At 40.3% G+C, this 24,591-nt stretch carries 20 protein-coding genes; 9 read left to right on the plus strand and 11 right to left on the minus strand.

Annotated elements, in window-relative coordinates:
• Positions 1-28 precede the first annotated feature (28 nt).
• Positions 29-382, minus strand: a complete 354-nt coding sequence (gene yajC / locus FFM68_RS09805) for a preprotein translocase subunit YajC (protein ID WP_167483475.1) — start codon at positions 380-382, stop codon at positions 29-31.
• A gap of 84 nt (positions 383-466) precedes the next feature.
• Positions 467-1,612: a tRNA guanosine(34) transglycosylase Tgt gene (tgt, locus tag FFM68_RS09810; protein WP_137609932.1), complete on the minus strand. Its 1,146-nt coding sequence runs from the start codon at positions 1,610-1,612 to the stop codon at positions 467-469.
• A 401-nt stretch (positions 1,613-2,013) separates the two neighbouring features.
• Between tgt and adhE the strand changes: the two genes are divergently transcribed.
• On the plus strand, positions 2,014-4,614 hold the full coding sequence (adhE, locus tag FFM68_RS09815; protein ID WP_137619157.1) for a bifunctional acetaldehyde-CoA/alcohol dehydrogenase: 2,601 nt from the start codon (positions 2,014-2,016) through the stop codon (positions 4,612-4,614).
• A 47-nt stretch (positions 4,615-4,661) separates the two neighbouring features.
• Here adhE and FFM68_RS09820 read toward each other — a convergent pair whose 3' ends face one another.
• From FFM68_RS09820 to FFM68_RS09830, 3 genes are all read right to left on the minus strand, one after another.
• On the minus strand, positions 4,662-4,871 hold the full coding sequence (locus tag FFM68_RS09820; RefSeq protein WP_137619158.1) for a helix-turn-helix domain-containing protein: 210 nt from the start codon (positions 4,869-4,871) through the stop codon (positions 4,662-4,664).
• Between the two features lie 10 nt (positions 4,872-4,881).
• Complete coding sequence (locus FFM68_RS09825; RefSeq protein ID WP_137619159.1) at positions 4,882-5,346, minus strand: DUF2975 domain-containing protein; 465 nt, start codon at positions 5,344-5,346, stop codon at positions 4,882-4,884.
• Positions 5,347-5,485: 139 nt separating this feature from the next.
• Positions 5,486-8,128 (minus strand): cation-translocating P-type ATPase, encoded by a 2,643-nt coding sequence (locus FFM68_RS09830; protein WP_137619160.1) that lies wholly within the window; start codon positions 8,126-8,128, stop codon positions 5,486-5,488.
• An 849-nt stretch (positions 8,129-8,977) separates the two neighbouring features.
• Between FFM68_RS09830 and FFM68_RS09835 the strand changes: the two genes are divergently transcribed.
• The 3 genes from FFM68_RS09835 to FFM68_RS09845 are packed head-to-tail and all read left to right on the plus strand — an operon-like array spanning position 8,978 to position 13,109.
• On the plus strand, positions 8,978-11,773 hold the full coding sequence (locus FFM68_RS09835) for a cation-translocating P-type ATPase (protein WP_137619161.1): 2,796 nt from the start codon (positions 8,978-8,980) through the stop codon (positions 11,771-11,773).
• 14 nt (positions 11,774-11,787) lie between these two features.
• Positions 11,788-12,435 (plus strand): potassium channel family protein, encoded by a 648-nt coding sequence (locus FFM68_RS09840; protein WP_137619162.1) that lies wholly within the window; start codon positions 11,788-11,790, stop codon positions 12,433-12,435.
• 14 nt (positions 12,436-12,449) lie between these two features.
• Complete coding sequence (locus FFM68_RS09845; RefSeq protein WP_137619163.1) at positions 12,450-13,109, plus strand: potassium channel family protein; 660 nt, start codon at positions 12,450-12,452, stop codon at positions 13,107-13,109.
• A 115-nt stretch (positions 13,110-13,224) separates the two neighbouring features.
• Here FFM68_RS09845 and FFM68_RS09850 read toward each other — a convergent pair whose 3' ends face one another.
• The 6 genes from FFM68_RS09850 to queA all read right to left on the minus strand — a co-directional run bounded on the left by FFM68_RS09850 (position 13,225) and on the right by queA (position 19,785).
• Positions 13,225-14,247 carry a sugar kinase gene (locus FFM68_RS09850; RefSeq protein ID WP_137619164.1) on the minus strand — a complete coding sequence of 341 codons (1,023 nt, stop codon included), beginning with the start codon at positions 14,245-14,247 and terminating at the stop codon, positions 13,225-13,227.
• Positions 14,248-14,250: 3 nt separating this feature from the next.
• Positions 14,251-14,901: a bifunctional 4-hydroxy-2-oxoglutarate aldolase/2-dehydro-3-deoxy-phosphogluconate aldolase gene (locus FFM68_RS09855; protein WP_137619165.1), complete on the minus strand. Its 651-nt coding sequence runs from the start codon at positions 14,899-14,901 to the stop codon at positions 14,251-14,253.
• 26 nt (positions 14,902-14,927) lie between these two features.
• A complete protein-coding gene (locus FFM68_RS09860) occupies positions 14,928-16,277 on the minus strand; it encodes a PTS galactitol transporter subunit IIC (RefSeq protein WP_137619166.1) in 1,350 nt (449 codons plus the stop codon).
• 102 nt (positions 16,278-16,379) lie between these two features.
• Positions 16,380-17,186 (minus strand): gluconate 5-dehydrogenase, encoded by an 807-nt coding sequence (locus tag FFM68_RS09865; RefSeq protein ID WP_218023621.1) that lies wholly within the window; start codon positions 17,184-17,186, stop codon positions 16,380-16,382.
• 469 nt (positions 17,187-17,655) lie between these two features.
• Entirely contained in the window at positions 17,656-18,420 is a 765-nt protein-coding gene (locus FFM68_RS09870; protein WP_137619167.1) for an IclR family transcriptional regulator, read from the minus strand.
• A 333-nt stretch (positions 18,421-18,753) separates the two neighbouring features.
• The gene (gene queA / locus FFM68_RS09875) at positions 18,754-19,785 is read right to left on the minus strand and encodes a tRNA preQ1(34) S-adenosylmethionine ribosyltransferase-isomerase QueA (protein ID WP_137619168.1); all 1,032 of its coding nucleotides are present in this window, start codon (positions 19,783-19,785) and stop codon (positions 18,754-18,756) included.
• A gap of 126 nt (positions 19,786-19,911) precedes the next feature.
• On the opposite strand from queA, the gene FFM68_RS09880 reads away from it, so the two are divergent.
• The 5 genes from FFM68_RS09880 to FFM68_RS09900 all read left to right on the plus strand — a co-directional run bounded on the left by FFM68_RS09880 (position 19,912) and on the right by FFM68_RS09900 (position 24,443).
• Complete coding sequence (locus tag FFM68_RS09880) at positions 19,912-20,799, plus strand: VOC family protein (protein ID WP_137619169.1); 888 nt, start codon at positions 19,912-19,914, stop codon at positions 20,797-20,799.
• A 241-nt stretch (positions 20,800-21,040) separates the two neighbouring features.
• Positions 21,041-22,213 (plus strand): betaine/proline/choline family ABC transporter ATP-binding protein, encoded by a 1,173-nt coding sequence (locus FFM68_RS09885; RefSeq protein WP_137619170.1) that lies wholly within the window; start codon positions 21,041-21,043, stop codon positions 22,211-22,213.
• Positions 22,214-22,215: 2 nt separating this feature from the next.
• Positions 22,216-22,851 (plus strand): ABC transporter permease, encoded by a 636-nt coding sequence (locus FFM68_RS09890; protein WP_137619171.1) that lies wholly within the window; start codon positions 22,216-22,218, stop codon positions 22,849-22,851.
• 3 nt (positions 22,852-22,854) lie between these two features.
• Entirely contained in the window at positions 22,855-23,772 is a 918-nt protein-coding gene (locus FFM68_RS09895) for an osmoprotectant ABC transporter substrate-binding protein (protein WP_137619172.1), read from the plus strand.
• A gap of 8 nt (positions 23,773-23,780) precedes the next feature.
• Entirely contained in the window at positions 23,781-24,443 is a 663-nt protein-coding gene (locus FFM68_RS09900; protein ID WP_137619173.1) for an ABC transporter permease, read from the plus strand.
• Positions 24,444-24,591 lie beyond the last annotated feature (148 nt).

The raw sequence follows: 24,591 nt of genomic DNA on the forward strand, positions 1-24,591 counted from the left end.
GCTTCTTTTACAGAAAATATTAGAATGATTACTTATCTTCAGTTTTTTCTGTTTCTTCAACGACTGTTTCAGTCGGCTCTGCTTCAACCGTTTTTGTTTCAACTGGTGCAGCTGTTGGACCAACGCCGGCTTTAACTGTTTTAATTGAAGAACGGTCAAACACTAAATAAATGCCTTCGCAGTCTAAAGTAACAGTTTTGTCGCTCGTGTTGACCTCAGAGATCACACCGTGCAGACCACCGATCGTTACTACACCGTCTCCAACTTTCATTGCATCTAATAAATTTTGACGTTCTTTTTGTTGTTTCTTTTGAGAACGGTTCATCATAAAGAACATTCCCAGCATCAACACAAGTAAGATAATCATTGAAAAGTTTCCCATTTTAAAATTCCCCTCGCATTCTTAGTAATCCACTTTTAACTGTATCAAAGTTTCCAATGTTTCACTAGCTTTTTTGTCTAGTCTTTAGAAACTTTTTGCGTTTTGCTTGTTAAAGCCGTATTCTTCAAAAAATGCTTGGCGGAATTCTAACAAATTATCATCCATGATTGCTTGACGAACTTGTTTCATCAAGTTGATCAAGAAATACAGGTTGTGATAAGAAGTCAAACGGATCCCAAAAGTCTCGTCACAATGAATCAAGTGACGGATATATGCCCGTGTATAATTGCGGCAAGTATAACAATCACATTTTTCATCTAACGGTCTGAAATCGTGCGCGTATTTTGCATTTTTAACAACTAAGCGACCACCTGAAGTCATACACGTTCCATTACGGGCGATACGTGTTGGCAATACACAGTCAAACATATCCACGCCGCGGATCACACCATCGATCAAGGAATCTGCCGCGCCAACGCCCATCAAATAACGTGGTTTGTTTTCTGGAATCAACGGTGTTGTAAATTCTAAAACTCGATTCATCTCTGATTTTGGTTCACCAACGGAAAGGCCGCCGATAGAATAACCTGGGAAATCCATGCTGACTAGATCTTTGGCGCTTTGACGACGCAAATCTTCAAAACCAGCACCTTGGATAATTCCAAACAATCCTTGTGTTGCTGGATTCGCATGAGCGATCAAGCCGCGTTCAGCCCAGCGCGATGTGCGTTCCACAGATTTTTTGACATAATCATAACTTTCATCAAATGGCGGACATTCATCAAAACTCATCATAATATCTGAACCCAATTTATTTTGAATGTCGATCGCTTTTTCTGGTGATAAGAACATTTTTGAACCATTTAAATGATTTTTAAAATGAACTCCCTCTTCAACGATATTTCGCATATCAGCAAGTGAGAAAACTTGGAAACCGCCAGAATCTGTTAAGATTGGTTGATCCCAATTCATAAATTTGTGCAATCCTCCTGCTTCGGCAACTAGATCTTCTCCTGGACGCAACCAAAGATGGTATGTATTACTCAGAATGATTCCCGCACCCATCTCTTTTAAATCTTCTGGTGACATTGTTTTCACGGTAGCCAAAGTGCCTACTGGCATAAACATCGGTGTTGGAAACGTTCCGTGAGGGGTAATGATTTCTCCCAAACGCGCTCCTGTATGTTTTTCTTTCTTTATTAAACGATAAGAAATGGCAGGTTCAGTCATTTAATTTCCTACTTTCTTCTATGTATGTATTTCGCGACTTGTACCATAATACTGGTTTTAATCGGCTTTTGCAACTTTCTGTGCAGAGCTTAACACTTCTTATTTTAAGGTGAACTAAACGATTTGATCAGATCAACACAAAGTTTTGTTAGTTTTATTTTTTTGAGCAAAATAAAATGACATTTTTTATCTCGTGAAAATATATTTTTAGCCAAAAGTTATTCACTAACGTGCATTGCAGCTCTTTTAATGAATTATATTTACAAATTCATAAGAGAACCCTCATTATATTTTATTCAGCATTCTTCATTGTGAAATGAATATTTAGTTAAGAAAGCGTTTACATTAAATGATAGACCGATTATGATTAGGTTATCAAAAAAAGTACTGGGAGGAAAAAAATGGTTAAGACAGCTGAGAAAAAGAAGGAAGCAATCAATGTTGGGGACATGATCAACGAACTAGCGGCAAAAGGAAACGACGCGTTAAAAATTTTATCTCGCTTTGATCAAGAAAAAGTCGATCACATCGTCCATGAGATGGCGATGGCTGCATTAGACAAACATATGTTGTTGGCGAAAATGGCAGTTGAAGAAACTGGCCGCGGCATCGTTGAAGACAAAGCAATCAAAAACATGTATGCCTCTGAATACATTTGGAACAGCATCAAACATGACAAGACTGCCGGCATCATCTATGAAGACAAGCAAAGACATCTTGTTCAAATTGCTGAACCAGTGGGCGTTATTTGCGGAGTAACACCAACCACCAATCCAACTTCAACAACTGTATTCAAATCATTGATCGCAATCAAGACACGGAATCCGATTGTTTTTGCCTTTCATCCAAGCGCACAAAAATCTTCAGCAGAAGCCGCACGAATCATTCGTGATGCAGCCATTGCAGCCGGCGCTCCTGAAAATTGTATTCAATGGATCGAGCAGCCTTCTCTTGAGGCAACGCAAGGTCTGATGAATCATCCAGGAATTGCCATCGTTTTAGCGACCGGCGGAAGCGCAATGGTCAAATCGGCCTACTCGACGGGTAAACCAGCTTTAGGAGTTGGACCGGGAAATGTTCCCTCCTATATCGAAAAAACAGCGAAAATCAAACGAGCAGTCAACGACTTGATCGTGTCGAAAACATTTGATAATGGGATGATCTGTGCGTCTGAACAAGCGATTATCGTCGACAAAGAAATCTACGATGACGTGAAAAAAGAATTCCAGGCACATCAAGTTTATTTTGTTAAGAAAAACGAATTGCGTCAATTAGAAGATGCTGTAATGAATGAAGGCAAATATGCGGTGAATCCAAAAATTGTTGGTTTTTCTGCTAAAGCAATCGCTGAATTAGCCGGTATCAGTGTTCCAGATGGAACGAAGATGTTGATTGCTGAATTAGACGGCGTTGGTGCAGACTATCCATTATCACGTGAAAAACTTTCTCCAGTTTTAGCCATGGTTAAAGCAACCAACACACAACAAGGATTAGACTTAGCCGAAAAAATGTTGGAATTAGGCGGATTAGGGCATACAGCTGTGATCCACACTGAAGATCCAGTTGTTGAATTAGAATTTAGTTTACGCATGAAAGCCTGTCGGATCTTAGTCAACTCCCCTTCCTCTGAAGGTGGGATCGGAGATATTTACAATGAATTAATTCCATCATTAACTCTTGGCTGCGGATCATATGGGAAAAACTCAGTTTCTCATAACGTATCTGCCCTTGACCTTATCAACATCAAAACTGTAGCGAAACGGAGAAATAATATGCAATGGTTTAAACTTCCGCCAAAGATCTACTTTGAAAAAAATTCATTATTGTATCTAACTCAAATGGAAAACGTGGAACGTGTCATGTTGGTCTGCGACCCAGGAATGGTCCAATTCGGTTATGCAGATATCGTACGTGAAGCTTTAGGCCGTCGAAAAAATGATGTGAAAGTTGAAGTCTTTTCTGAAGTTGAACCAAATCCAACAACCAATACCGTTTACAAAGGTTTGGAAATGATCGTAGACTTCCAACCAGATACAATTATCGCTCTAGGCGGCGGATCAGCGATGGATGCGGCGAAAGGAATGTGGATGTTCTTTGAACACCCAGACACTTCATTCTTTGGCGCAAAACAAAAATTCTTGGATATTCGTAAACGGACGTATAAAATTGCAGATTCTGAAAAAGTTCAGTTTGTATGTATCCCAACAACTTCTGGTACTGGTTCTGAAGTAACACCATTTGCGGTTATCACGGATAGCGAAACGCATGTAAAATACCCATTGGCAGATTACGCGTTGACTCCAAACGTTGCGATCATCGATCCACAATTTGTATTGACACTGCCTGCTTCAATCGCAGCAGACACAGGAATGGATGTCTTGACCCATGCTCTTGAATCCTATGTTTCAGTAATGGCATCAGATTATACTCGCGGCTTGAGCTTGCAAGCGATTCGGATCGCCTTTGACTATCTAGAAAAATCAGTAAAAACTGGTGATGAAGAAGCACGGGAAAAAATGCACAACGCTTCAGCGATGGCTGGGATGGCCTTTGCCAACGCATTCTTGGGAATCTCTCACTCGATTGCTCATAAGATTGGTGGAGAATACGGGATTCCTCATGGACGTACCAATGCGATCTTGTTGCCGCATATCATTCGCTACAATGCAAAAGATCCGCAAAAACATGCGATGTTCCCTAAATACGATTACTTCCGTGCTGATACCGACTATGCCGATATTGCAAAATTCTTAGGTCTGAAAGGCAACACCACTGCCGAATTGGTCGAAGCTTTGGCTACTGCAGTTTATGAGCTGGGCGTATCGGTCGGTATCGACATGAACTTGAAAGCGCAAGGCGTTGCGCAAGAAAAATTGGATACAACCGTTGATCGCATGGCGGAATTAGCTTACGAAGATCAATGTACAACAGCAAATCCAAAAGAACCATTGATCAGCGAGCTGAAAGAAATCATCGTGACTTCTTACGATTACAAACAATAAGTCACTTCACAAAAAGTCTTCAAGGATTATCCTTGAAGACTTTTTTATTACTGGTCGGCTTTATATTTCAAAATATCGCCAGGTTGGCACTCCAATACACTGCAAATTTTATCTAATGTTGAGAAACGGATCGCTTTTGCCCGATTGTTTTTCAAAATCGATACATTCGCCAGTGTTATCCCGACTTTTTCTGAAAGCTCAGTCACACTCATTTTTCTTTTCGCTAACATAACATCTAAATCAATGATAATTGCCATTTTTCCGCTCCTAAATCGTTAATTCATTGTCTGCTTTCAGTTCAGTTGCACTTTTGAAAAGTTCCTCCACGATTTGAGAAAAAATAAATACCGTAAAAGGAATTGAAACAAGGGCGAAACCAATCACGAGAAAACCCGGTGCATCATCTTGATCTGCAACTGTGTAGAAAAATGGCAAGATTCCTAAGAAAACGATACTCATCGCAAGAATCGTCTGCTTTATAGAAGATACTACTTTTAATGTTTTCATTGAAAAGGCTTCAGACTTTTTGATATAACTTAAAATTTTAGCAAGTAAAAACAGCACACGAAATCCTAAGAGAACCACTACAATAAAAGAAACAAACAAGCTGCTCACAAATAACGGTACTTTCCCCTCCGAAAAGAATTGAATGGTAAATATCACTGTTATAAATGCCACGAGCAATGCGATCATTACTAGCGCTGCTCTAAGAAGATTGACTTTCCTATTCATACAACCACCTCAAAATTTTTGTAAATTTATCTTAGCATCGAACAAATTGAAAATCAATACTTTTTTATCGAAAAACGATATATTAAATGAAATTGAAGAGGATGTGACAAACGTCTTGCCGCATCCTCTTTCAGATAGATCAAATTGTTTCTGTGTCAATTTCCGGTGCTTTATGGAACTTGATCAATTCATTGACGATGATCGGCACGATCGAAAGAACGATCGCGATTGCCCAATGATTCAAGCTGATTGGAACGAGATAGAATAATTTTTGTGTTTGCGGAATCAAAGTGATCGCTGTCGTGATTCCAATCGCTAACCATGCCATTTGAGCCAATGACTTATTCGTAGCTAAATCTACTTTAAAAATTGATTTACTACTTCGTACATTGAAAACATGCAAGATGGAAGAGTAAGCTAACACTAAAAATGCGACTGTTTGTCCAACTTCTAAACTTGGCGGGGTAAAGTAACTGATCTGTTCAACAAAAGCGCCTGCATAAAAACCAATCAACGTCACAACCGTAAATACTGAAGCATTCAATCCAATTTTCTTCCAAAGACCGCGCGCAAAGACCCCTTCATTACGCGGAATCGGTGCTTCATCCATGATCCCTGCTTCTGCTGGCTCTCTGCCCAGTGCAAAACCTGGCAAACCGTCAGCTACTACGTTGACAAACAAAAGCTGAACCGCAGTAAATGGTGCACCCCAGCCTAGCAACATGGCGATCACTACGATAAAAACTTCTGAGATGTTGCAACTCAATAAGAAATTGATTGCTTTTCTGATTCCTTGATAAACCGAACGTCCCCGCGCAACCGCATCAACGATCGTCGCAAAATTGTCATCTGTCAAGATCATATCGGCAGCTCCTTTAGCGACATCGGTTCCGGCAATCCCCATCGCACAACCAACATCACTGGCTTTTAATGCCGGCGCATCATTGACACCATCACCAGTCATCGCAACGACTGCACCAGTACGCTGCCATGATTTAACGATTCTGATCTTATCTTCTGGGGTCACTCGAGCATAGACAGATAATTCTTTAACACGAGCATCTAGTTCATCATCACTCATTTTATGCAGTTCAGCACCTGACAACGCCTCTTTGCGCGACTTCATGATGCCTAACTCTTTTGCAATCGCTCCAGCTGTCACAACGTGATCTCCAGTGATCATCACAGTTTTGATCCCAGCTTTTTTAGCGCGGGCGATTGCTCCTTTTGATTCAGGCCGCGGGGGATCAATCATCCCGATCAAGCCCATCAAACGGAGTTTTTTCTCTAATGCTTCCGAAGTAAACTCGGTAGGTTCTTCTTCATGGATCGCATAGCCTACAGCAATCACTCGCAACGCTTTTTTACCAAATCGATCATTGACGATCGCGGCTTGATCCACGTCTCCATAATAAAATTTAGGTAGTAAGACATCGAACGCACCTTTAGTGATCGAGATGAATTTTTTTCCGCGTTTATGTACAGTCGTCATCATCTTCCGTTCCGAATCAAATGGTATCTCACCAATACGCGGATATTTTTCTTCTAGTTCTGCTTTTGTATGATAATTTTCTTCTACCGCACGAACGATTGCCGCCTCTGTCGGATTGCCTTTAATCACTAACTCATTGTCATCGTTTTCTACTACGACATCGGTACACAACGCAGCGATACTCAAAACCTCCATTGCTTCTTCGGTCATGCCCTCTTCCGTATCTATTACCGAATCGCCATGCGCCCAGACTCGACGAACGCGCATTTTATTTTGTGTCAGTGTGCCGGTTTTATCTGAACAAATGACATTTGCAGAACCCAAAGTTTCAACAGCCGGCAACTTTCGGATGATCGCATGTTTTTTCGCCATTTTTTGCACGCCAAAAGCTAAGGTCAACGTCACGATGACCATCAGCGTTTCTGGTACCGCAGCAACTGCTAAGGAAATAGCGATAATGAACATTTCTAATTTTGGTTCGCCTTGCATTTCTCCAATGAAAAACACAAAAGCCGCAGCTGCCAAAGCGATCAAACTAATTCGTTTGCCTAATTGATTTAATCGTTTTTGCAGAGGTGTTTTTTGGTTTTCATCGCTGTTTAACAGACCCGCGATTTTCCCCATCTCAGTCTTCATACCTGTTGCCGTAACAACCGCTCTTCCACGGCCATTCACTACAGTCGATCCTTTATAAAGCATATTCAACCGGTCACCTAAAGCCGCCCCGTCTTCGCCCAAGTATTCAGGATCTTTGATCACCGGCTCACTCTCGCCAGTCAATGCCGATTCCTCCACCCGCAGTTGCGAAGCTTCAACGATTCGTGCGTCAGCCGTGATCATCGAACCTGACTCCAACAACAACGTATCACCAGGAACTAATTCTTCAGCGTCGATTTCTTTTTGCTTCCCGTCGCGCATAACTGTAGCCGTCTGTTTGTTCATATCTTGTAATGCAGATAACGCTTTTTCAGCATTTCCTTCTTGAACAATTGCTAAAACAGAATTGATCACTACAATTGCGATAATCAAAAAACTTTCAAAATAGTCCCCATGATCTGTAGCGATTGCAGTATATAATGAGATCACTGCGGCAGCTAATAAAATGATCGTCGTAAAGTCCGTTAAGCTGTGAAAGAATTTTTTTGCTAATGATTCTTTCGGTGCTTCCTCAAATTTATTTCTACCGTTATTTTTTATTTTCTTTTCGATTTCATCACTTGTCAGACCATTAGTTATATCAGCATCATATTCATTTATTACACGATCTACCTTCTCTTTGTATGGATCCATCCTATTCCTCCTAATGTTATAAAAAACTGCTTATATTATTACTATAACATAGAAAAGATATGGTTTCCAAAGTATACATCTCGTTTTTTGATCAAAAATAAATAAATAAAAAAGTTAAAATAAATAGCGTAAAACGCTTCCAAAACAGGCGGATCTGTGCTATATTATAGATACAATGAAGGAGGAACTTAGATCATTCGAAGGATTTCTCGATAAGAAAGTAGAAAAAAGTAAACAATAAAGTTGTTAGTAATACAAGATTCACAGAAAATCGTCAAGCAGTATGTGTGAAGTATTTCCTTTTAAAATAGTGAATGCGTATCCGAGATTGAGTAGTTCATCAAACACACAAGTAAAATGATACGTAAATGAAAAATAGTTTTTTAAAACTGAATAGAAGTGAAAACGTAGTAAAAACAAATATTTATGTTTATAGTCTAGAAATTCGTGTAGTACTTTGCATGTACCATAAAGTAATATAAATTCGAATGAACTAATCCTTCCGATATTCTAAGAGCCGGGCCGTCGAGAGCCCGGCTTTTTTTGTGTTTAAGTTTGGATCACTTTTCAGTATTTCTTATTGCTAGTGAATGGTTCAGTTTGATTTTTATTGATTGCCATGTGCTCCATATCCTCTTTTTCACATGCCGTCCAATTAGCATTTATCAAAAGCGAGTGGCTTCTTCTACTTAGATCAATTCAAGCCGTTCAAATCTTTACCTTTGATTTCATTGCTCTTACTTGAAGTTTCTGTGATAAGTCCTATACTAACAGCATATAAGTCTTTTGTTTGATTGGCTTGTAATCGAATTCAAAAACATTGGCTTTTATAAAGAAGGAGGGATTTAAATGAATGAAAAAGAACAAACTTCTAGAGGGATCGAAAGTCTGCAAGTAGACGCAGTCTATCAAAAACTTGAGAGTCGTCCTGAAGGTCTGACAGATAAAGAAGTATTAGCAAAGAGAACGGAATTTGGTATCAATAGAATCGAGGAAGCAAAGGGTGAGTCGATTTTTATCAAGTTTATCAAAAATTTTATCAGTCTAATGGCGATCTTATTGTGGGTTGGCGGTGCGGTTGCGCTATTTTTCACTGATACTCCGCAACTCGGAGTCGCAATTTGGTTGGTAAATATTATCAACGGTTTGTTTAGTTTCTTTCAAGAAAATCGAGCAAGCAAAGCAACGGAAGCTTTAAAAAAGATGCTTCCCTCCTATGCTCGTGTGATTCGTAACGGCAAAGAGGAACAAATCTTAACAGAAGATCTTGTTCCTGGAGATGTTTTATTGATTGAAGAAGGCGATCGAATTTCTGCTGATGGGCGCCTGATCCAGGCAACGGATCTTCAAGTCAATCAATCGGCATTAACCGGTGAATCAAATCCCGTAAGAAAAAACAGCGAAGCCATTATTAATTCCCATGCTACCAAATTAGAATTTAAGAATATCATTTTTGCAGGAACGAGTGTCTCAAACGGCAGCGGAAAAGTTGTTGTTTCGACAATCGGTATGAATACAGAATTTGGTAAAATCGCTGGATTGACCCAATCACTTGGTGAAGAAAAAAGTCCTTTGCAACTTGAACTGGATCGGCTAACGAAACAAATCTCGCTGATTGCTATTTCTGTAGGTCTCTTTTTCTTAGTGGCTGCGGTCTTTTTCGTCCATCAACCAGTTGCGAAAGCCTTCATTTTCTCGCTTGGTATGATCGTGGCGTTTATTCCAGAAGGATTATTGCCAACCGTTACATTGTCGCTAGCGATGGCCGTTCAAAAAATGGCGAAAGAACATGCCCTAGTAAAAAAATTATCTTCAGTTGAAACTTTGGGTGCCACCTCCGTTATTTGTTCCGATAAGACCGGCACGCTGACACAAAATGAAATGACCGTCAATCACGTCTGGCTGTTAGACCAAGAATATGAAGTGACTGGATTAGGCTATGCGCCAAAAGGAAAACTACTAAAAAATGATCAGCCGATCACGGCCTTTGATAATGAAACATTAGAATGGGTCATTCGTGGTGGAAGTTTGTGCAGCAACGCTCGTGTCTTGCCGCCAGACGATGAAAACCTCCGCTACACTGTATTGGGCGATCCTACCGAAGCCTGTTTAAACGTTGTCGCTGAAAAAGCAGGCATCGATTTGACCGATAATGAAGCGATTGCTAAACGAGTTCGCGAATTGCCTTTTGATTCAAATAGAAAACGAATGACAACGATCCATGCCATGAAGAAAAACTTTCTTGGCAGCAAACAAGTTTCTTTCACTAAAGGCGCACCAATGGAAACCGTTGATTTATGCAAATACACGTTGACAAACGGAGAGCTCCAAGAAATCACCCAGGCAGACCGCGATAAAATCATGGAAGCCAACGACCAATATGCACGTCAAGGGTTGCGGGTCTTAGCAGTTGCTTGCCGCCTGTTGGATCAAGTTGATGGCTTGCCTAAAGGGCTGACTAGCTACACACCGGAAATGATCGAACAAGATATGATTTTTCTTGGGCTAGTTGTAATGGCTGATCCGCCTAGAGTGGAGGTTTCAGCAGCTGTTGAAAAATGTCACCGTGCAAGTATTCGTATCATCATGATCACAGGTGATTACGGCTTGACTGCCGTCAGCATTGCAAAACGTATCGGGATCGTTAAAGAAGAAAATCCTCGTGTAGTTACTGGGATTGAGTTAGAATCGATGACCGATGAAGAATTGAAAAAAGCGTTATCCGATGAAATCGTCTTTGCTCGAGTTGCTCCGGAACAAAAATTCCGTGTAGTCACAAATTTACAGGAGATGGGTAATGTCGTTGCCGTTACCGGTGACGGAGTAAACGATGCTCCTGCACTTAAAAAAGCAGATATCGGGGTTGCGATGGGAATAACCGGAACCGATGTTGCTAAAGAATCTGCTGATATGATTTTGACCGATGATAATTTCGCCTCGATCGTTCGTGCAGTAGAAGAAGGCAGAGCTGTTTATACTAATATTCAAAAATTTTTAGCATACATTTTTAACAGCAATACATCAGAAGCCGTCCCTTCTGCCGCATTTTTATTTTCTCGTGGTGTTGTTCCATTGCCATTAACGGTGATGCAGATTTTAGCTGTCGACCTTGGAACAGATATGGTACCTGCTTTAGGTCTTGGAATCGAATCTCCTGAAGAAGGAATCATGTCGCGCCCGCCTCGTTCAAGAAAAGCACCATTATTAAACAAAAAACTGCTAGTTAAGTCGTTCATTTGGTACGGATTGTTAGAAGCAACGGTTGCGATGGGGGCCTTCTTCTTTTCTTATTGGCTCAACGGCGGGTTTGGTCAAGAACTTGCAGCTTCCGGATTGATCTATCGCCAAGCAACAACCATGACGCTAGGGGCGATCATCTTTTGCCAGATTGGTGCCGCAATGAACTGTCGGACCGAAAAACAATCGATTTTCAAAACAAAATTATTTTCAAATCGAACGATCAACTTTGGTTTGCTGTTTGAAATTTTTCTATTTTGTCTATTAGCCTATGTTCCGATCTTCCACTCATTGTTCAATACCGCACCCATCGCATTGGCTGAATGGATTTATTTGATCCTTTGTCCGATCCCGATTATCGGCTTGGAAGAAATTAGAAAAGCTTGGCTACGAAAAAAAAGTATTTAGAAGGAGGAAATAAGATGAAAATTATTGTTGTCGGCTGTGGCCGCTTAGGTTCCGGCTTAGCTTCTGAGCTGTCTCGAGATGGTAACGACGTGACGGTGATCAGTTCAAAACCAGAGTTGTTCAAAAAGCTAGATGCTGATTTTACCGGAGAAACACTGACAGGGATCGAATTCGATAAAGAGCTGCTCGAAAAAGCTGGGATTGAAAAAACAGATAGTTTGATTGGCTGTACCGAAAGTGATGACATCAATGCCTTGGTTGCTCGAATCGCCAAAAATAAGTATCGCGTTCCCAAAGCAATCGCCCGCTTATACGATCAACGAAAAGTCGATGTTTACAATGCCCTAGGGATCCAAGTGATTGCTACGACGAAATGGTCAATTGCCAGAACAAAAGAATTGCTGACATTCAGCAGACTAGACAGTGTCATGACAATCGGCAATACACCCGTAGAGATTTTGCGACTGGTCATTCCAAGTTTACTAGACAATTCCCGCTTGATTGATGCCTTTCCGCTAAACGAGATCCATGTCGTTGCGCTAGCGCGTGAAAACGAGGCGTTCATCCCTTCGAATGGAACTATCTTGAAGCAAGGCGATCAATTATATGTATCGGCTATGCCGGAATCACTGAACAGAATTAGACAAATCATGGAACTGTGAGAGGAGAATTTCTTATGAAAGTATTGATCGTCGGTGGTGGACAGGTCGGGACATACGTTGGCAAGAAATTGCGAGACTCCCACAACCAAGTAAAAATCATTGAAAAACGTTCAAAAAATGTAGCCCGGCTAAGAGATCTTTTTCCAGCAACGGATGTGATCGAAGGCGATGGAACCGATCCAAAAATATTGGAATATGCTGAAATAAATAATTCCGATGTTGTCGCGTTTGTGACCGGTGCAGACGAGACAAACGTCGTCGGTGCAACAATCGCCAAATTTGAATTTGGCGTTGCAAAAGTAGTCGCCCGCGTCAACAGCCCCAAAAATGAGTGGCTGTTCAATGATGAGATGGGCGTCGATATAAAAGTCAGTCAAGCAGACATCTTGTCCAGCGTTATCATCGATCAAATCAGCCTGGAAGATATGGTGACCTTGGCTCACTTGAATCAAGGAAACAATGCGATCGTTGAAATGACGATTCGCGAAAATGCTCAAGCAGATCACTCTTTCATCAAGGACCTTGAGATCCCCCTTGATACTGTTATCATCGCTGTCACTCGAAACAAAGAGGCCCTCATTCCTAAAGGCGATACGCAATTGCTTTCTGGTGATCGCTTGTTGCTGTATACCGGCGAACAGGGCGAAAAAGATTTGCTGAAATTATTGCGTTAAAACTTGTAGTAAACAGACATCAACTTCTAGCTTAAGATGATAAAAAACGTGGCACAGAAAAATCAGCTTTTGATTTTTCTGTGCCACGTTTTATTTAGGTTCTTTTAATCTCTCATTAACGTGCTAAGCGTGAACCGCCGGTAGTCTCCATAACTTGATTGATTTCTGCTTCTGAAACTAAGTTTAGATCTCCTGTGACAGTTAATTTTAAAACGCTAGCTGCTAGTGCGAATTTTACTAATTTGTCTGTTGGATAGTCATGCAGTAACCCATGAAGCAAGCCTGCTCCAAAAGCATCGCCTGCTGCAACGCCTTCCATGACATGCATGTCATAAGCCGCTGTTTCATGGAATGTTCCATCTTTTAACAGCAACGCAGTCCATTGACTCGACTCGACTGAATAGATGTTTCGCAAAATACTTGCCACCATTTTACAGTTTGGGTAATCAGTTTGAACTTGTTTCATCGCCGCTTTGAATGATTCTTTTTGTTCGATTCCGCGTGAACTGTCGCCGTCAAAAGCTTTGATCCCTAGAGTTGCTTCAAAATCTTCGTCGTGCGCGATACAAATCGTCACATAATTCATGATTTTAGAAATCACTTTTTGGGCTTGTTCTGGACTCCACATTTTCGCGCGATAATTCAAGTCGCAAACGACGGGAATCCCTTGTTGCTTGCAGTACTCGCATGCATCTAAAACGGCTTGTTCCAAATCAGATGAGATCGCTGGCGTGATCCCAGAAAAATAGAAATAATCAACATCTTTAAAAATAGTCGGCCAATCAAATTCGTTGCGTTCAACTTGTGAAAAAGCACTATAAGCACGATCGTATACTACATTAGTTGAACGAACGCTAGCACCTTTTTCAAAAAAGTAAATGCCTAACCGATCTCCACCAATCAATAATTCTGATGTATCCACGCCATATTTTCGCAAAGTACTTTTTGCCCCTTGCCCTAGCGGATTGTTAGGAAGTTTGCTTAAATAGCTGACTTCATTTCCTAATAGAGCTAACGATACAGCTACATTTGCTTCTGCCCCGCCATACGTTGCTTCAAACGCTTGTGCTTGGATAATTCGTTCATTCCCAGGTGTCTTCAGCCGCAACAACATCTCACCAAAAGATAAAACTTTCATCGCTTACACCTCGCTTTTGATCAACTCAAGTTTCGCTGCGTATTCTTTTGCTACTTCAGTAACAGCCGCGAAATCACCTTTGGCAGCTGGTGCTAATAAATTCCCACCGACACCGACACAAATGACTCCAGCTTTGAACCAATCTGCTAAATTTTCTAATCCGACACCGCCTGTTGGCATAATATTCAATTGCGGCAACGGTGCTTTGAACGCTTTGATGATGCTTGGACCAAACGCACTGCCTGGGAATAATTTGACGATGTCAACGCCTGATTTTAAAGCTTCCTTCATTTCAGTGATCGTCATGCAGCCTGGTAAATAAGGGATTTGGTATAAGTTACAAATCTCTGCTGTTTCAGCATCAAAACATGGGCTAACGACATACTCTGCACCAGCCATAATCGCGATTCTTGCTGTAACGGCATCTAAAACGGTTCCTGCTCCAATCACGACATCTTCGCGTGCTGAATATTTTTCAACTAATTCTCCGATTAATTCTTCCGCATTAGGAACAGTAAAGGTCAATTCGATTCCTTTGATCCCGCCTTCAATAATCGCATCTGTCGCTTTGAACGCCTCTTCTTTATTTTTTCCTCGAACAACGGCAATCACACCGGCATTTTCTAGTTTATTCAAAATATTCATTTTTTTCATTTCATCTGTCCCTTTCAACTACGATATTAACTGTTTGATAATTCTGTAGTTATTTTCTTTCTATTGAATAGCGCAAAAGCAATCGTTACTACACCTAAGATGATCGCTCCTACTACTCCAATATTAGCAGTTAATTGATATGTGATCCAAGAGAATGGACTTGCTGCAAAATCAATTGATGCTACTGATTCAGTTCCTTTTGGAATAAGTGAACTGTCAACGATTTGAACCGCTTTAGTAAAGATTGTTGACAATGAAGTTGCAAATAATACACCGGTAACAAGAGTTAAGATTCCAGTTATCAATGAACGCAACACATTTCCTTTAGTATAAGGCAATACTAATGGGAAAATATAGATCAAACCAGATAATGATGCCAATGGTAAAAATTTATTTCCCGGAATGATTACTGATAAGAATAAAATAATTGGAACTAATAACAATGAACAAACTAAAGTTACTGGATGACCGATGACTAAGGCTGGTGTCATACCGATATTTAGTTTCCGTCCGCCTTTTAATCTAGAACCGATCAACTCTTGTGATCTTTGAGAAATAGGATTTAATCCTTCGATAAATTGACCAGTAATTTTAGGAATCAAGACCATTACTGCTGCCATTGTGATTCCTAATGTCAACATTTGAGCAACTGTGTATTGAGCAATCAACCCTAGCAAGATCCCAACGATGACTCCTAAGAAAAGTGGTTCGCCGAAAACACCAAATTTGTCTTGCATTTTTTTAGCATCAAGATCCACTTTATTCAATCCAGGGATTTTTTCAATAATCCAATCAGTAACAATCGCAAACGGAATGAACCCTACACAAAACGCTTGCGGAATCGAGATTCCCTCGAGATCTTTGCCATAAAAAGCTTCCATTTTTTTCTGTGAACGATCCGCACCGATCAATGTGATAGCTACGGTTACAACAACTGCAAAAAGTCCCCATAAGAAACTGTCGGTAGCGATCGAAACAATCGATCCGATAAATGCAAAATGCCAATAATTCCACAAATCAATATTGACAGTATTCGTTGTTCTAGTAAAGAGCATAATAATGTTGACCAACAAGCCTAACGGAATGACGATCGCACCAACTTCGGTACCGTAAGCAACGGCCGCAGCTGCTGGCCAGCCGATATCCAATGTTTTTAAATTTAATCCATACAGTTCAACCATCTTGCTGACGGCTGGTCCTAAATTATCTGCTAATAATTTCGTGATTACACTTAATCCAACAAAACCAATCCCAACAGAGATCCCAGCTCGTAAAGATTTAGCGACACCTAACCCTAAAATAATTCCAAAAATTGTAAAGATAATCGGCATCATAACACTAGCGCCCAAACTCATGACATAATTGATAACTACCATGGCCTTTTCCTCCTTAAACATCCCAATCGATTAATTCATAAATTCACAATGTACAAGTTAGAGTAAGGCTGGCTTAAACCAGCCTTACAAAATTTCAACAAATTATGGTTGTTTACCGATGTAAGCTAAGATTCCGCCATCAACATACAACACATGTCCATTTACAAAGTCAGAAGCATCAGATGCTAAGAAAACTGCTGGTCCTTGTAAATCTGCTGTTGTTCCCCAACGTGCAGCTGGTGTTTTAGCAATAATAAATTGGTCAAATGGATGACGAGAACCATCTGGTTGTTTTTCGCGCAATGGTGCTGTTTGTGGTGTTGCGATGTAACCAGGTCCGATTCCATTACATTGGATATTTGCTTCACCAAACTCTGCACAAATATTCCGTGTCAACATTTTTAATCCGCCTTTTGCAGCCGCATAAGCAGAAACAGTTTCTCTTCCTAATTCACTCATCATTGAACAGATATTGATGATTTTTCCATGACCTTTTTTGATCATGCCTGGAATTACTGCTTTTGATACGATAAATGGTGCATTCAAGTCTACGTCAATAACTTGACGGAAAGATTCTGCAGACATTTCTAACATTGGAACACGTTTGATGATCCCTGCATTGTTTACTAAAACATCGATCGTACCAACTTCTTTTTCTACTTGAGCAACGAAATCATTTACTTCTTGTTCGTTCGTAACATCGCAGACATATCCTTTAGCATCGATTCCTTCTTCTTTATATGCGGCAATGCCTTTATCTACTAATTCTTGTTTAATATCATTAAATACAACTGTTGCACCAGCTTTAGCAAATGCAGAGGCAATACTAAAACCAATTCCGTAAGACGCTCCAGTCACAAGTGCAACTTTTCCTTTTAAACTAAATGAATCCATTGAAAAATCTGACATCTCATTCCCTCTTTTCCTATTTGGAAATTACGTTTTCCAAATAAAGTATTTTACATTTGTGAGTATAGGCGCTTAGAAATAAAAAATCAAGCGTTTTCGACAAAAAATGTATTCGGTTCCAGCTTGAAATAACTTATTTATTTATCAAAAATTCTCTTTTTTCGCAAATTGTGCAGAACGAATTTTTTGGTGCTCATTTTGGAAAACACAGTGAAATTATTTAGTCAATGTTAATTTAGCAGTATCAAATAAATGTTTTTTTGAAAAATGGTTTTCAAAACATTCATTGATCATATGAAATAAATCACAAAGAGTTACGATCTTTTTTTCTAAAACAAAGTTTTACAATAACAAAATAAAAAAAGCGATTTTTTTATTTTGTTGTCTTGCAGTTGCCTATTTAAAAAAAGCGATAAAAAAAGACCAGAGAGTCTTCCCTTCTCTGGTCTTAAATCTGATGACAACAAGCTTATCGTAATCGTTTTTCTATTTTTTCTTTCGTAACTTGCAATTCAGTTACAACTTTTTGCCGATAATCCGTGGAAAATCTGAATTTTGGGAAGCTGACACTCATGGCGCCAACAACCTTACGATTTTTTTCAATCGTAACGGCTACACAATAACCGTCATCTTCTTGTTCCTCATCATCGATTGAAAAACCTCTTTTACGAATCTCAACTAAATCTGCTTTTAAAACTGCTGGATCAGTAATGGTATTTCTTGCTAATTGAACCAACTCCGTCTGATCAAGATAAGCATCTAACTGCTGTTTCGTAAATGTGCTCAAAATAGCTTTTCCCATCCCTGAACTATATAAAGGACGCGACAAGCCGATTCGTGAAGTCATATATATTCCTTGATTTTGCGGTTCTAGTTTATCAATGTATACGACTTTATTATTTTCTAAAACCGATAAGTGAATCGTCTCATTCAATGCTACTCGCAGCTCTTCCAGATACGGTTTACTGATAGCCAGCAAACGTTCTGCTTCGATGTTTTGCGTATTATATTCCATAAACTTAGTCCCTAAGTAATACAATTTTGACTCATCGCGAATGACATAGCCGATATAAATCAACGTCTCTAGGATTTTTGAAAGATTTGAAGGCGTGATCCCTGTCTTTTTTGATAGCGTTTGAATCGTTTCTCCTCCATCTTCAGCAAGAGTATCTAAAATTGTAGCTGCTTTCAACAGTACACTGCCGTATAGTTTCTTTTCCGTATTTTTTTCCAACTTGTTCCCTCCGAATTAAACGATTGTCTAGATTCAATATTTTTGATCGACGGCTTTTATCGTTTAACAGTATAGCACGAGCCGCCGCAAAAAAAACTAAGTCTTTTTGTAGCTGAGAAAAGTCCACGACAAGTCTCACAAATCTGCTCATTTAATTTTCTTGTGATAACTATCTGTTCTTAACAAAAAAAATTGCGACAAAATCAGACGGCTTCCAGAAATTTCGACTTATTCCCAAAGAAACCAGGATACCATTTATGCAAAAAAAGGAGCATGACAAAATTTTTGCCATCCCCCTTTCACTATTATAGAAGAAACTATTCTTTCTACTAATTACTTAACGAACATCGCATCGCCGAAACTGAAGAAGCGATAGCGCTCTTCAATCGCATGATGATAGGCGGCTAACGTTTTTTCCCGTCCAGCAAAGGCACTCACCAACATTACGAGTGTTGATTTTGGTAAGTGGAAATTTGTCGAAAAGGCTTGAACAACTTTAAATTCATAGCCCGGTGTGATAAAAATATCTGTCCAACCGCTGTCAGCTTTAAGTTCACCATTGAATTTGGTCCCAATCGTTTCTAAAGTTCGGATCGATGTTGTTCCAACAGCAACGATTTTTCCGCCGTTAGCGCGAACTTTATTTAATTGAGCGGCAGCGTCTTCTGTCAAACGATAAAACTCGCTGTGCATTTGGTGTTCAGCAATATTTTCCACACTGACTGGTCGGAACGTTCCCAATCCTACATGCAAAGTCAAATAAACAAGTTTCACACCTTTTTCCGCAATTTTTTTCAACAATTCAGGAGTGAAATGCAATCCGGCAGTCGGTGCCGCCGCCGAACCATTTTCTTTGGCATAAACGGTCTGATAACGCTCCGGATCTTCTAGTCGTTCCTTTATATAAGGAGGCAGCGGCATTTCGCCTAGTGATTCTAGATTTTCTAAAAAGATTCCTTCATAAGAAAATTCTACAATCCGTCCACCGTGTTCTAATTCAGTTTTTACTTCTGCCCGCAAACGGCCGTCACCAAAAATGATCTGGGTACCGACTTTGGCACGACGGGCAGGTTTGATCAAAGTTTCCCACTCGTCTCCTTGCGTATTGTTTAGTAACAATACTTCTAGATGCCCACCAGTTTCAGGCTTCTCACCGTACAATCGAGCAGGTAAAACCCGAGTGTCATTCATCACTAAGGCATCTCCTGGGTTCAGTTCTTCAATTATTTCATCAAAATGTTTATCTTCAATTTCGCCAGTTTCCCGATCCAGCACTAATAAACGTGAACTGTCGCGCTTTTCTAGAGGGGTTTGGGCAATTAATTCTTCTGGTAAATCAAAATCAAAATCTTCTGTAGTTAACATAGCTTCTCCTCTTTTCCTCGGCTATTCTAACATGTGAGACTTTTCTTGAAAAGCCAAGTACTAGCTTAAAAACAAAAAATCCTTTATGCTTACTTAAAATTAGTAAAAACACTGGAGGCTTTTTCTATGTCTTATTTTCATCACGTTTCTTTATTGACTTCACAGCGGCAAGAAAATTTAACTTTTTACACAGAAATTTTAGGCTTGCGTTTTGTAAAAAATACGGTCAATCAAGAAAATACTCGGATGCTTCATTATTATTATGGCGATTATCAAGGCAGTCCCGGTTCTGTCATTACTTTTTTTATTGTCCCTCACTTAGGTCAGCGTCGTGATGAGTCGCAATTTTTATCAGAGATCGGGTTGAACGTCCCAAAACATAGTTTAGATTTTTGGCAACAACGGTTTGAAAAATTTTCCGTTCCTGTAGAACGAACCGCAGATCAATTGATCGTTCAAGATCCGGACCAGGTTACTTTGATCTTTAACGAAACAAATATTTCAACTCCGGAACGTGCCAACATTGTCAAAAATGATATTCCTGCTGAAAAACAAATCTTAGGGTTAGCCGCAATCAATTTTCAAGTTGCTGATCCTGTAAAAACTGCTGATTTTTTTGAAAAATTATTAGGCTGGACTGGTGACGACAACCATATCCAATTAAGCCCTACAGAAGCGATTACTCTTACTGCTAGCGATTCGCTAACAAAGACTCGAATGGGTCGCGGCAGTATCGATCACGTTGCCTTTGCTGTTGAGAGCGACGAAGCGTTAGAACAGCTCCGTGAAAAAGCTCGTCGCCAAAAATGGCAGATTGAGAAAATGATTTCACGCGGCTATTTCAAAAGTCTTTACATTCGCGAACCTGGCGGAAATCGCGTTGAATTTGCTACAGTCGCTCCTGGTTTTACGATCGATGAACCTTTGGAACACTTAGGCGAACAGTTAGCCCTCCCGCCGTTCCTAGCTGCGCAACGTGCGGATATCGAAAAGAATCTCTATCCCGAAAAATGATCAATTCTCTGCAACTTCTCAAATATATTTGAGAAGTTGTTTTTTTTACGGCCGCTAATTGATCGATTATTAGAGATAAAATAGTTATAAAAAATATTAATATGTTATTTTTATTTTTTATTTTTCTGCTTGTGTCAGTTATTTAGTACCTTTTACGAGCCTGTCATTTGCTTTTTTATCACTATTTGTAGCATACTAAAATTATAACTATGTTAAATTATTGACATTTAGGAGTGAGAAAATGATTGAATTTGACCATGTCTCTAAAATATACCCTGGAAACAAAGTGGCAGCAGAAGATGTCACCCTTACGATCAATAAAGGCGAATTTGTTTGTTTGATTGGAACCAGTGGTAGCGGAAAAACAACAACGATGCGGATGATCAATCGGATGATCGACCCAACCAAAGGAACGATCACCATTAATGGCGAAGATATCCAAAAGAAAAATCCCGTTGAATTGCGCCGCCAAATCGGCTACGTCATTCAAAATATCGGACTTATGCCGCATATGACGATCCGAGAAAATATCACCCTCGTCCAGCGTTTATTGAAGGTAAGCAAAGAAGAGCAAAACAAAACAGCGGAAAAAATGATCGACCTCGTTGAATTACCGCGCGAAATGTTGGATCGTTATCCCCATGAATTATCTGGCGGACAACAACAACGGATCGGTGTTGTTCGTGCGCTTGCAGCAGATCAAGATGTCATTTTGATGGATGAACCGTTTGGTGCCTTAGACCCGATCACTCGCGATTCCCTGCAAGATCTTGTGAAAGATCTACAAGAGCGGTTAGGTAAAACGATCGTCTTTGTAACTCATGATATGGATGAAGCACTAAAATTAGCGAATCGAATCGCAATCATGGATGACGGAAAAGTAATCCAGTACGATACACCAGAAAATATTTTGCAACAACCAGCTAATGAGTTCGTAGAAGAACTACTAGGCGAGGACCGCTTGTTGCAAGCAAAACCGGATACTACGACTGTTGGTGAGATCATGTCGAAAACGGCTGTATCCATTACTCCGGAAAAAAGTTTACAAAGCGCGATTCGTTTGATGCGGGAAAAACGTGTGGATACGTTATTAGTCGTTGACGAAGATGCGGTCTTAAAAGGATTCGTTGATGTCGAAACGATTGATCGCGAACGTCGCCATGGAAAAGCAACGAGCATTGGCGATATCGTAAATCCAAAAGTTTTTTATGTAAAAGAGTCTGCTTTAGTGCGAGACAGCTTACAACGGATCTTAAAACGCGGCGTAAAATATGTTCCCGTCGTAGATGATAAAAACCATCTTGTCGGTATCTTAACGAGAGTCTCACTAGTAGATATCATTTATGATGTTCTTTGGGGCGAAGAAGAAACCTTCGGAGATGCGGCGGAAAATATTACAAGCGAGGAGGCGTGAGCATGCAAGCATTCATCAATGAATATGGTGGGCAAATGCTGACAAAAAGCGCCGAACATTTATATATCTCGGCCATCGCATTAGGTCTAGGTATCTTAGTCGCCGTTCCTTTAGGCGTTGTACTGACCCGCCTGCCAAAAATATCAAGCTTTGTGATCGGGATCGCCAGCGTTTTACAAACGGTTCCTTCACTAGCTCTTTTAGCACTGATGATCCCTTTCTTCGGTGTAGGAAAATTCCCGGCGATCATCGCGCTGTTCATCTATTCTTTACTACCAATCTTGCGAAACACTTTCGTTGGGATGAAAAATGTCGACAGTAACTATCGCGATGTTGCCAAAGGAATGGGAATGACGAATCTCCAATCTATCTTTACGGTAGAATTGCCGATTGCTATTCCAACGATCATGGCAGGAATTCGTTTAGCCGCTGTCTATGTCATCGCTTGGGCAACGCTGGCTTCTTATATTGGTGCCGGCGGATTGGGCGACTTGATTTTTAGTGGGTTGAATAATTTCCAACCGCCGTTGATCGTTGCAGGAACGGTTCCTGTCATTTTGATGGCGCTGATCGTCGATTTGTTGTTAGGCTTTTTAGAAGATCACATGACGTCATCCGCACTAAGGAAGGAGGAATAACCAATGAAAAAATTAAAAATTTTGACTTTACTCAGTCTTTCATTACTTTTTTTAAGTAGTTGTTCCTTTCCCGGACTAGCGTCAAACGACAGCGAAGACACGATTGGGATCACCGGCGGTATCACTTCGGAGACACAGATTTTAGCCAGCATAGTCTCTGGGATGATCAAACATTATACTGATCTAGATACGACGATCATTAATAATTTGGCGACAACAACGATCAATCATCAAGCAATGATGAACCAAGATGCCTCGATCTCTGCCGCTCGTTACACCGGAACGGACTTAACGACTACTCTAGGTCTGCCAGCGGAAAAAGATCCGAAAAAGGCCTTTAATATCGTCAAAAATGAATTCGAAAAACGCTATAATCAAACTTGGTTTGCTTCCTACGGATTTGATAACACCTATGTTTTCTTAGTCCGTAAAGAGACTGCTGAAAAATATAACTTGAAAAAAGTGAGCGATTTAAAAGAACATGCGGATGAATTAAGTGCCGGTGTCGATACTGCTTGGATTACTCGTGAAGGGGATGGTTATGACGGCTTTAAAGAAACATACGACTTTGAGTTTTCTTCAATCTTACCAATGCAGATCGGACTGGTCTACGACGCGGTCAATGCAGGAAAGATGGATATCGTTTTAGGTTACTCGACAGACGGACGGATCGCCAGCTATGACTTGGTCATGTTAGAAGACGATCTAAGCTTCTTCCCGCCTTATGATGCGGCTCCGATTGCTTCAGACAAAGCTCTAAAAGAAAATCCAAAGATTCAGACAGCATTGAAACGATTAGCAGGAACGATCAATACAAGAGAAATGCAAAAATTAAACTATCGTGCCGACAATGATTTAGTAGAACCTTCTGTTATCGCAGAAGACTTCTTGAAACAGCACAATTATTTCGAAGAGGAGTGAGGTTAACAATGGAAGACATGAATACCCTTCAACAATTCATCACCTATTTCCAAACTAATGGCGCCTATGTTTTCAGTCAGTTTGTTCGTCACTTCCTGATTTCGATCTACGGCGTGCTTTTTGCGGCGATCGTTGGGATTCCAATTGGGATCTTCATCTCGAAACATTACAAATTAGCTAACTGGGTGATTCGGATCGCTAATGTAATCCAAACGATCCCTTCACTAGCCATGATCTCGATTTTAATGATTGGTTTAGGCCTTGGTGTGAACGTCGTCATCTTGACCGTCTTTTTATATTCATTACTGCCGATCATCAAAAATACTTATACCGGCATGCGGCAAGTGGATAAAAATGCTTTGGACGTTGGAACCGGAATGGGCATGACTGCCTGGCAACGCCTACACATGATTGAACTTCCGCTTTCAGTTTCAGTTATTATGGCGGGAATTCGAAACGCATTGGTTGTCGCAATCGGGATCACGGCAATCGGTGCCTTTGTCGGCGCTGGCGGCTTGGGTGATATCATTATCCGGGGAACCAATGCTACTAACGGGACGTCCCTGATTTTAGCCGGCGCCTTGCCGACTGCCTTGATGGCTATCTTGACCGACTGGATTCTAAGTATCGTTGAACGCAAATTAGATCCAGCGACTAAAACAAGTAAATAAACTTTCGTCCTTCCTGCTGATCTAGCTGGAGGGACTTTTTTTCTTGAAAGAATTTTGTATTACAGCCATCTATATCTTAATCTTCGCTTATCTCTGTGGTATTATTTATTGAAAGTTAGTGTTATCAAACAATTGATTTAGTTAAGTA

Source organism: Enterococcus xiangfangensis (genome assembly GCF_005405365.1).
Taxonomy (GTDB): Bacteria; Bacillota; Bacilli; order Lactobacillales; family Enterococcaceae; genus Enterococcus_A; species Enterococcus_A xiangfangensis.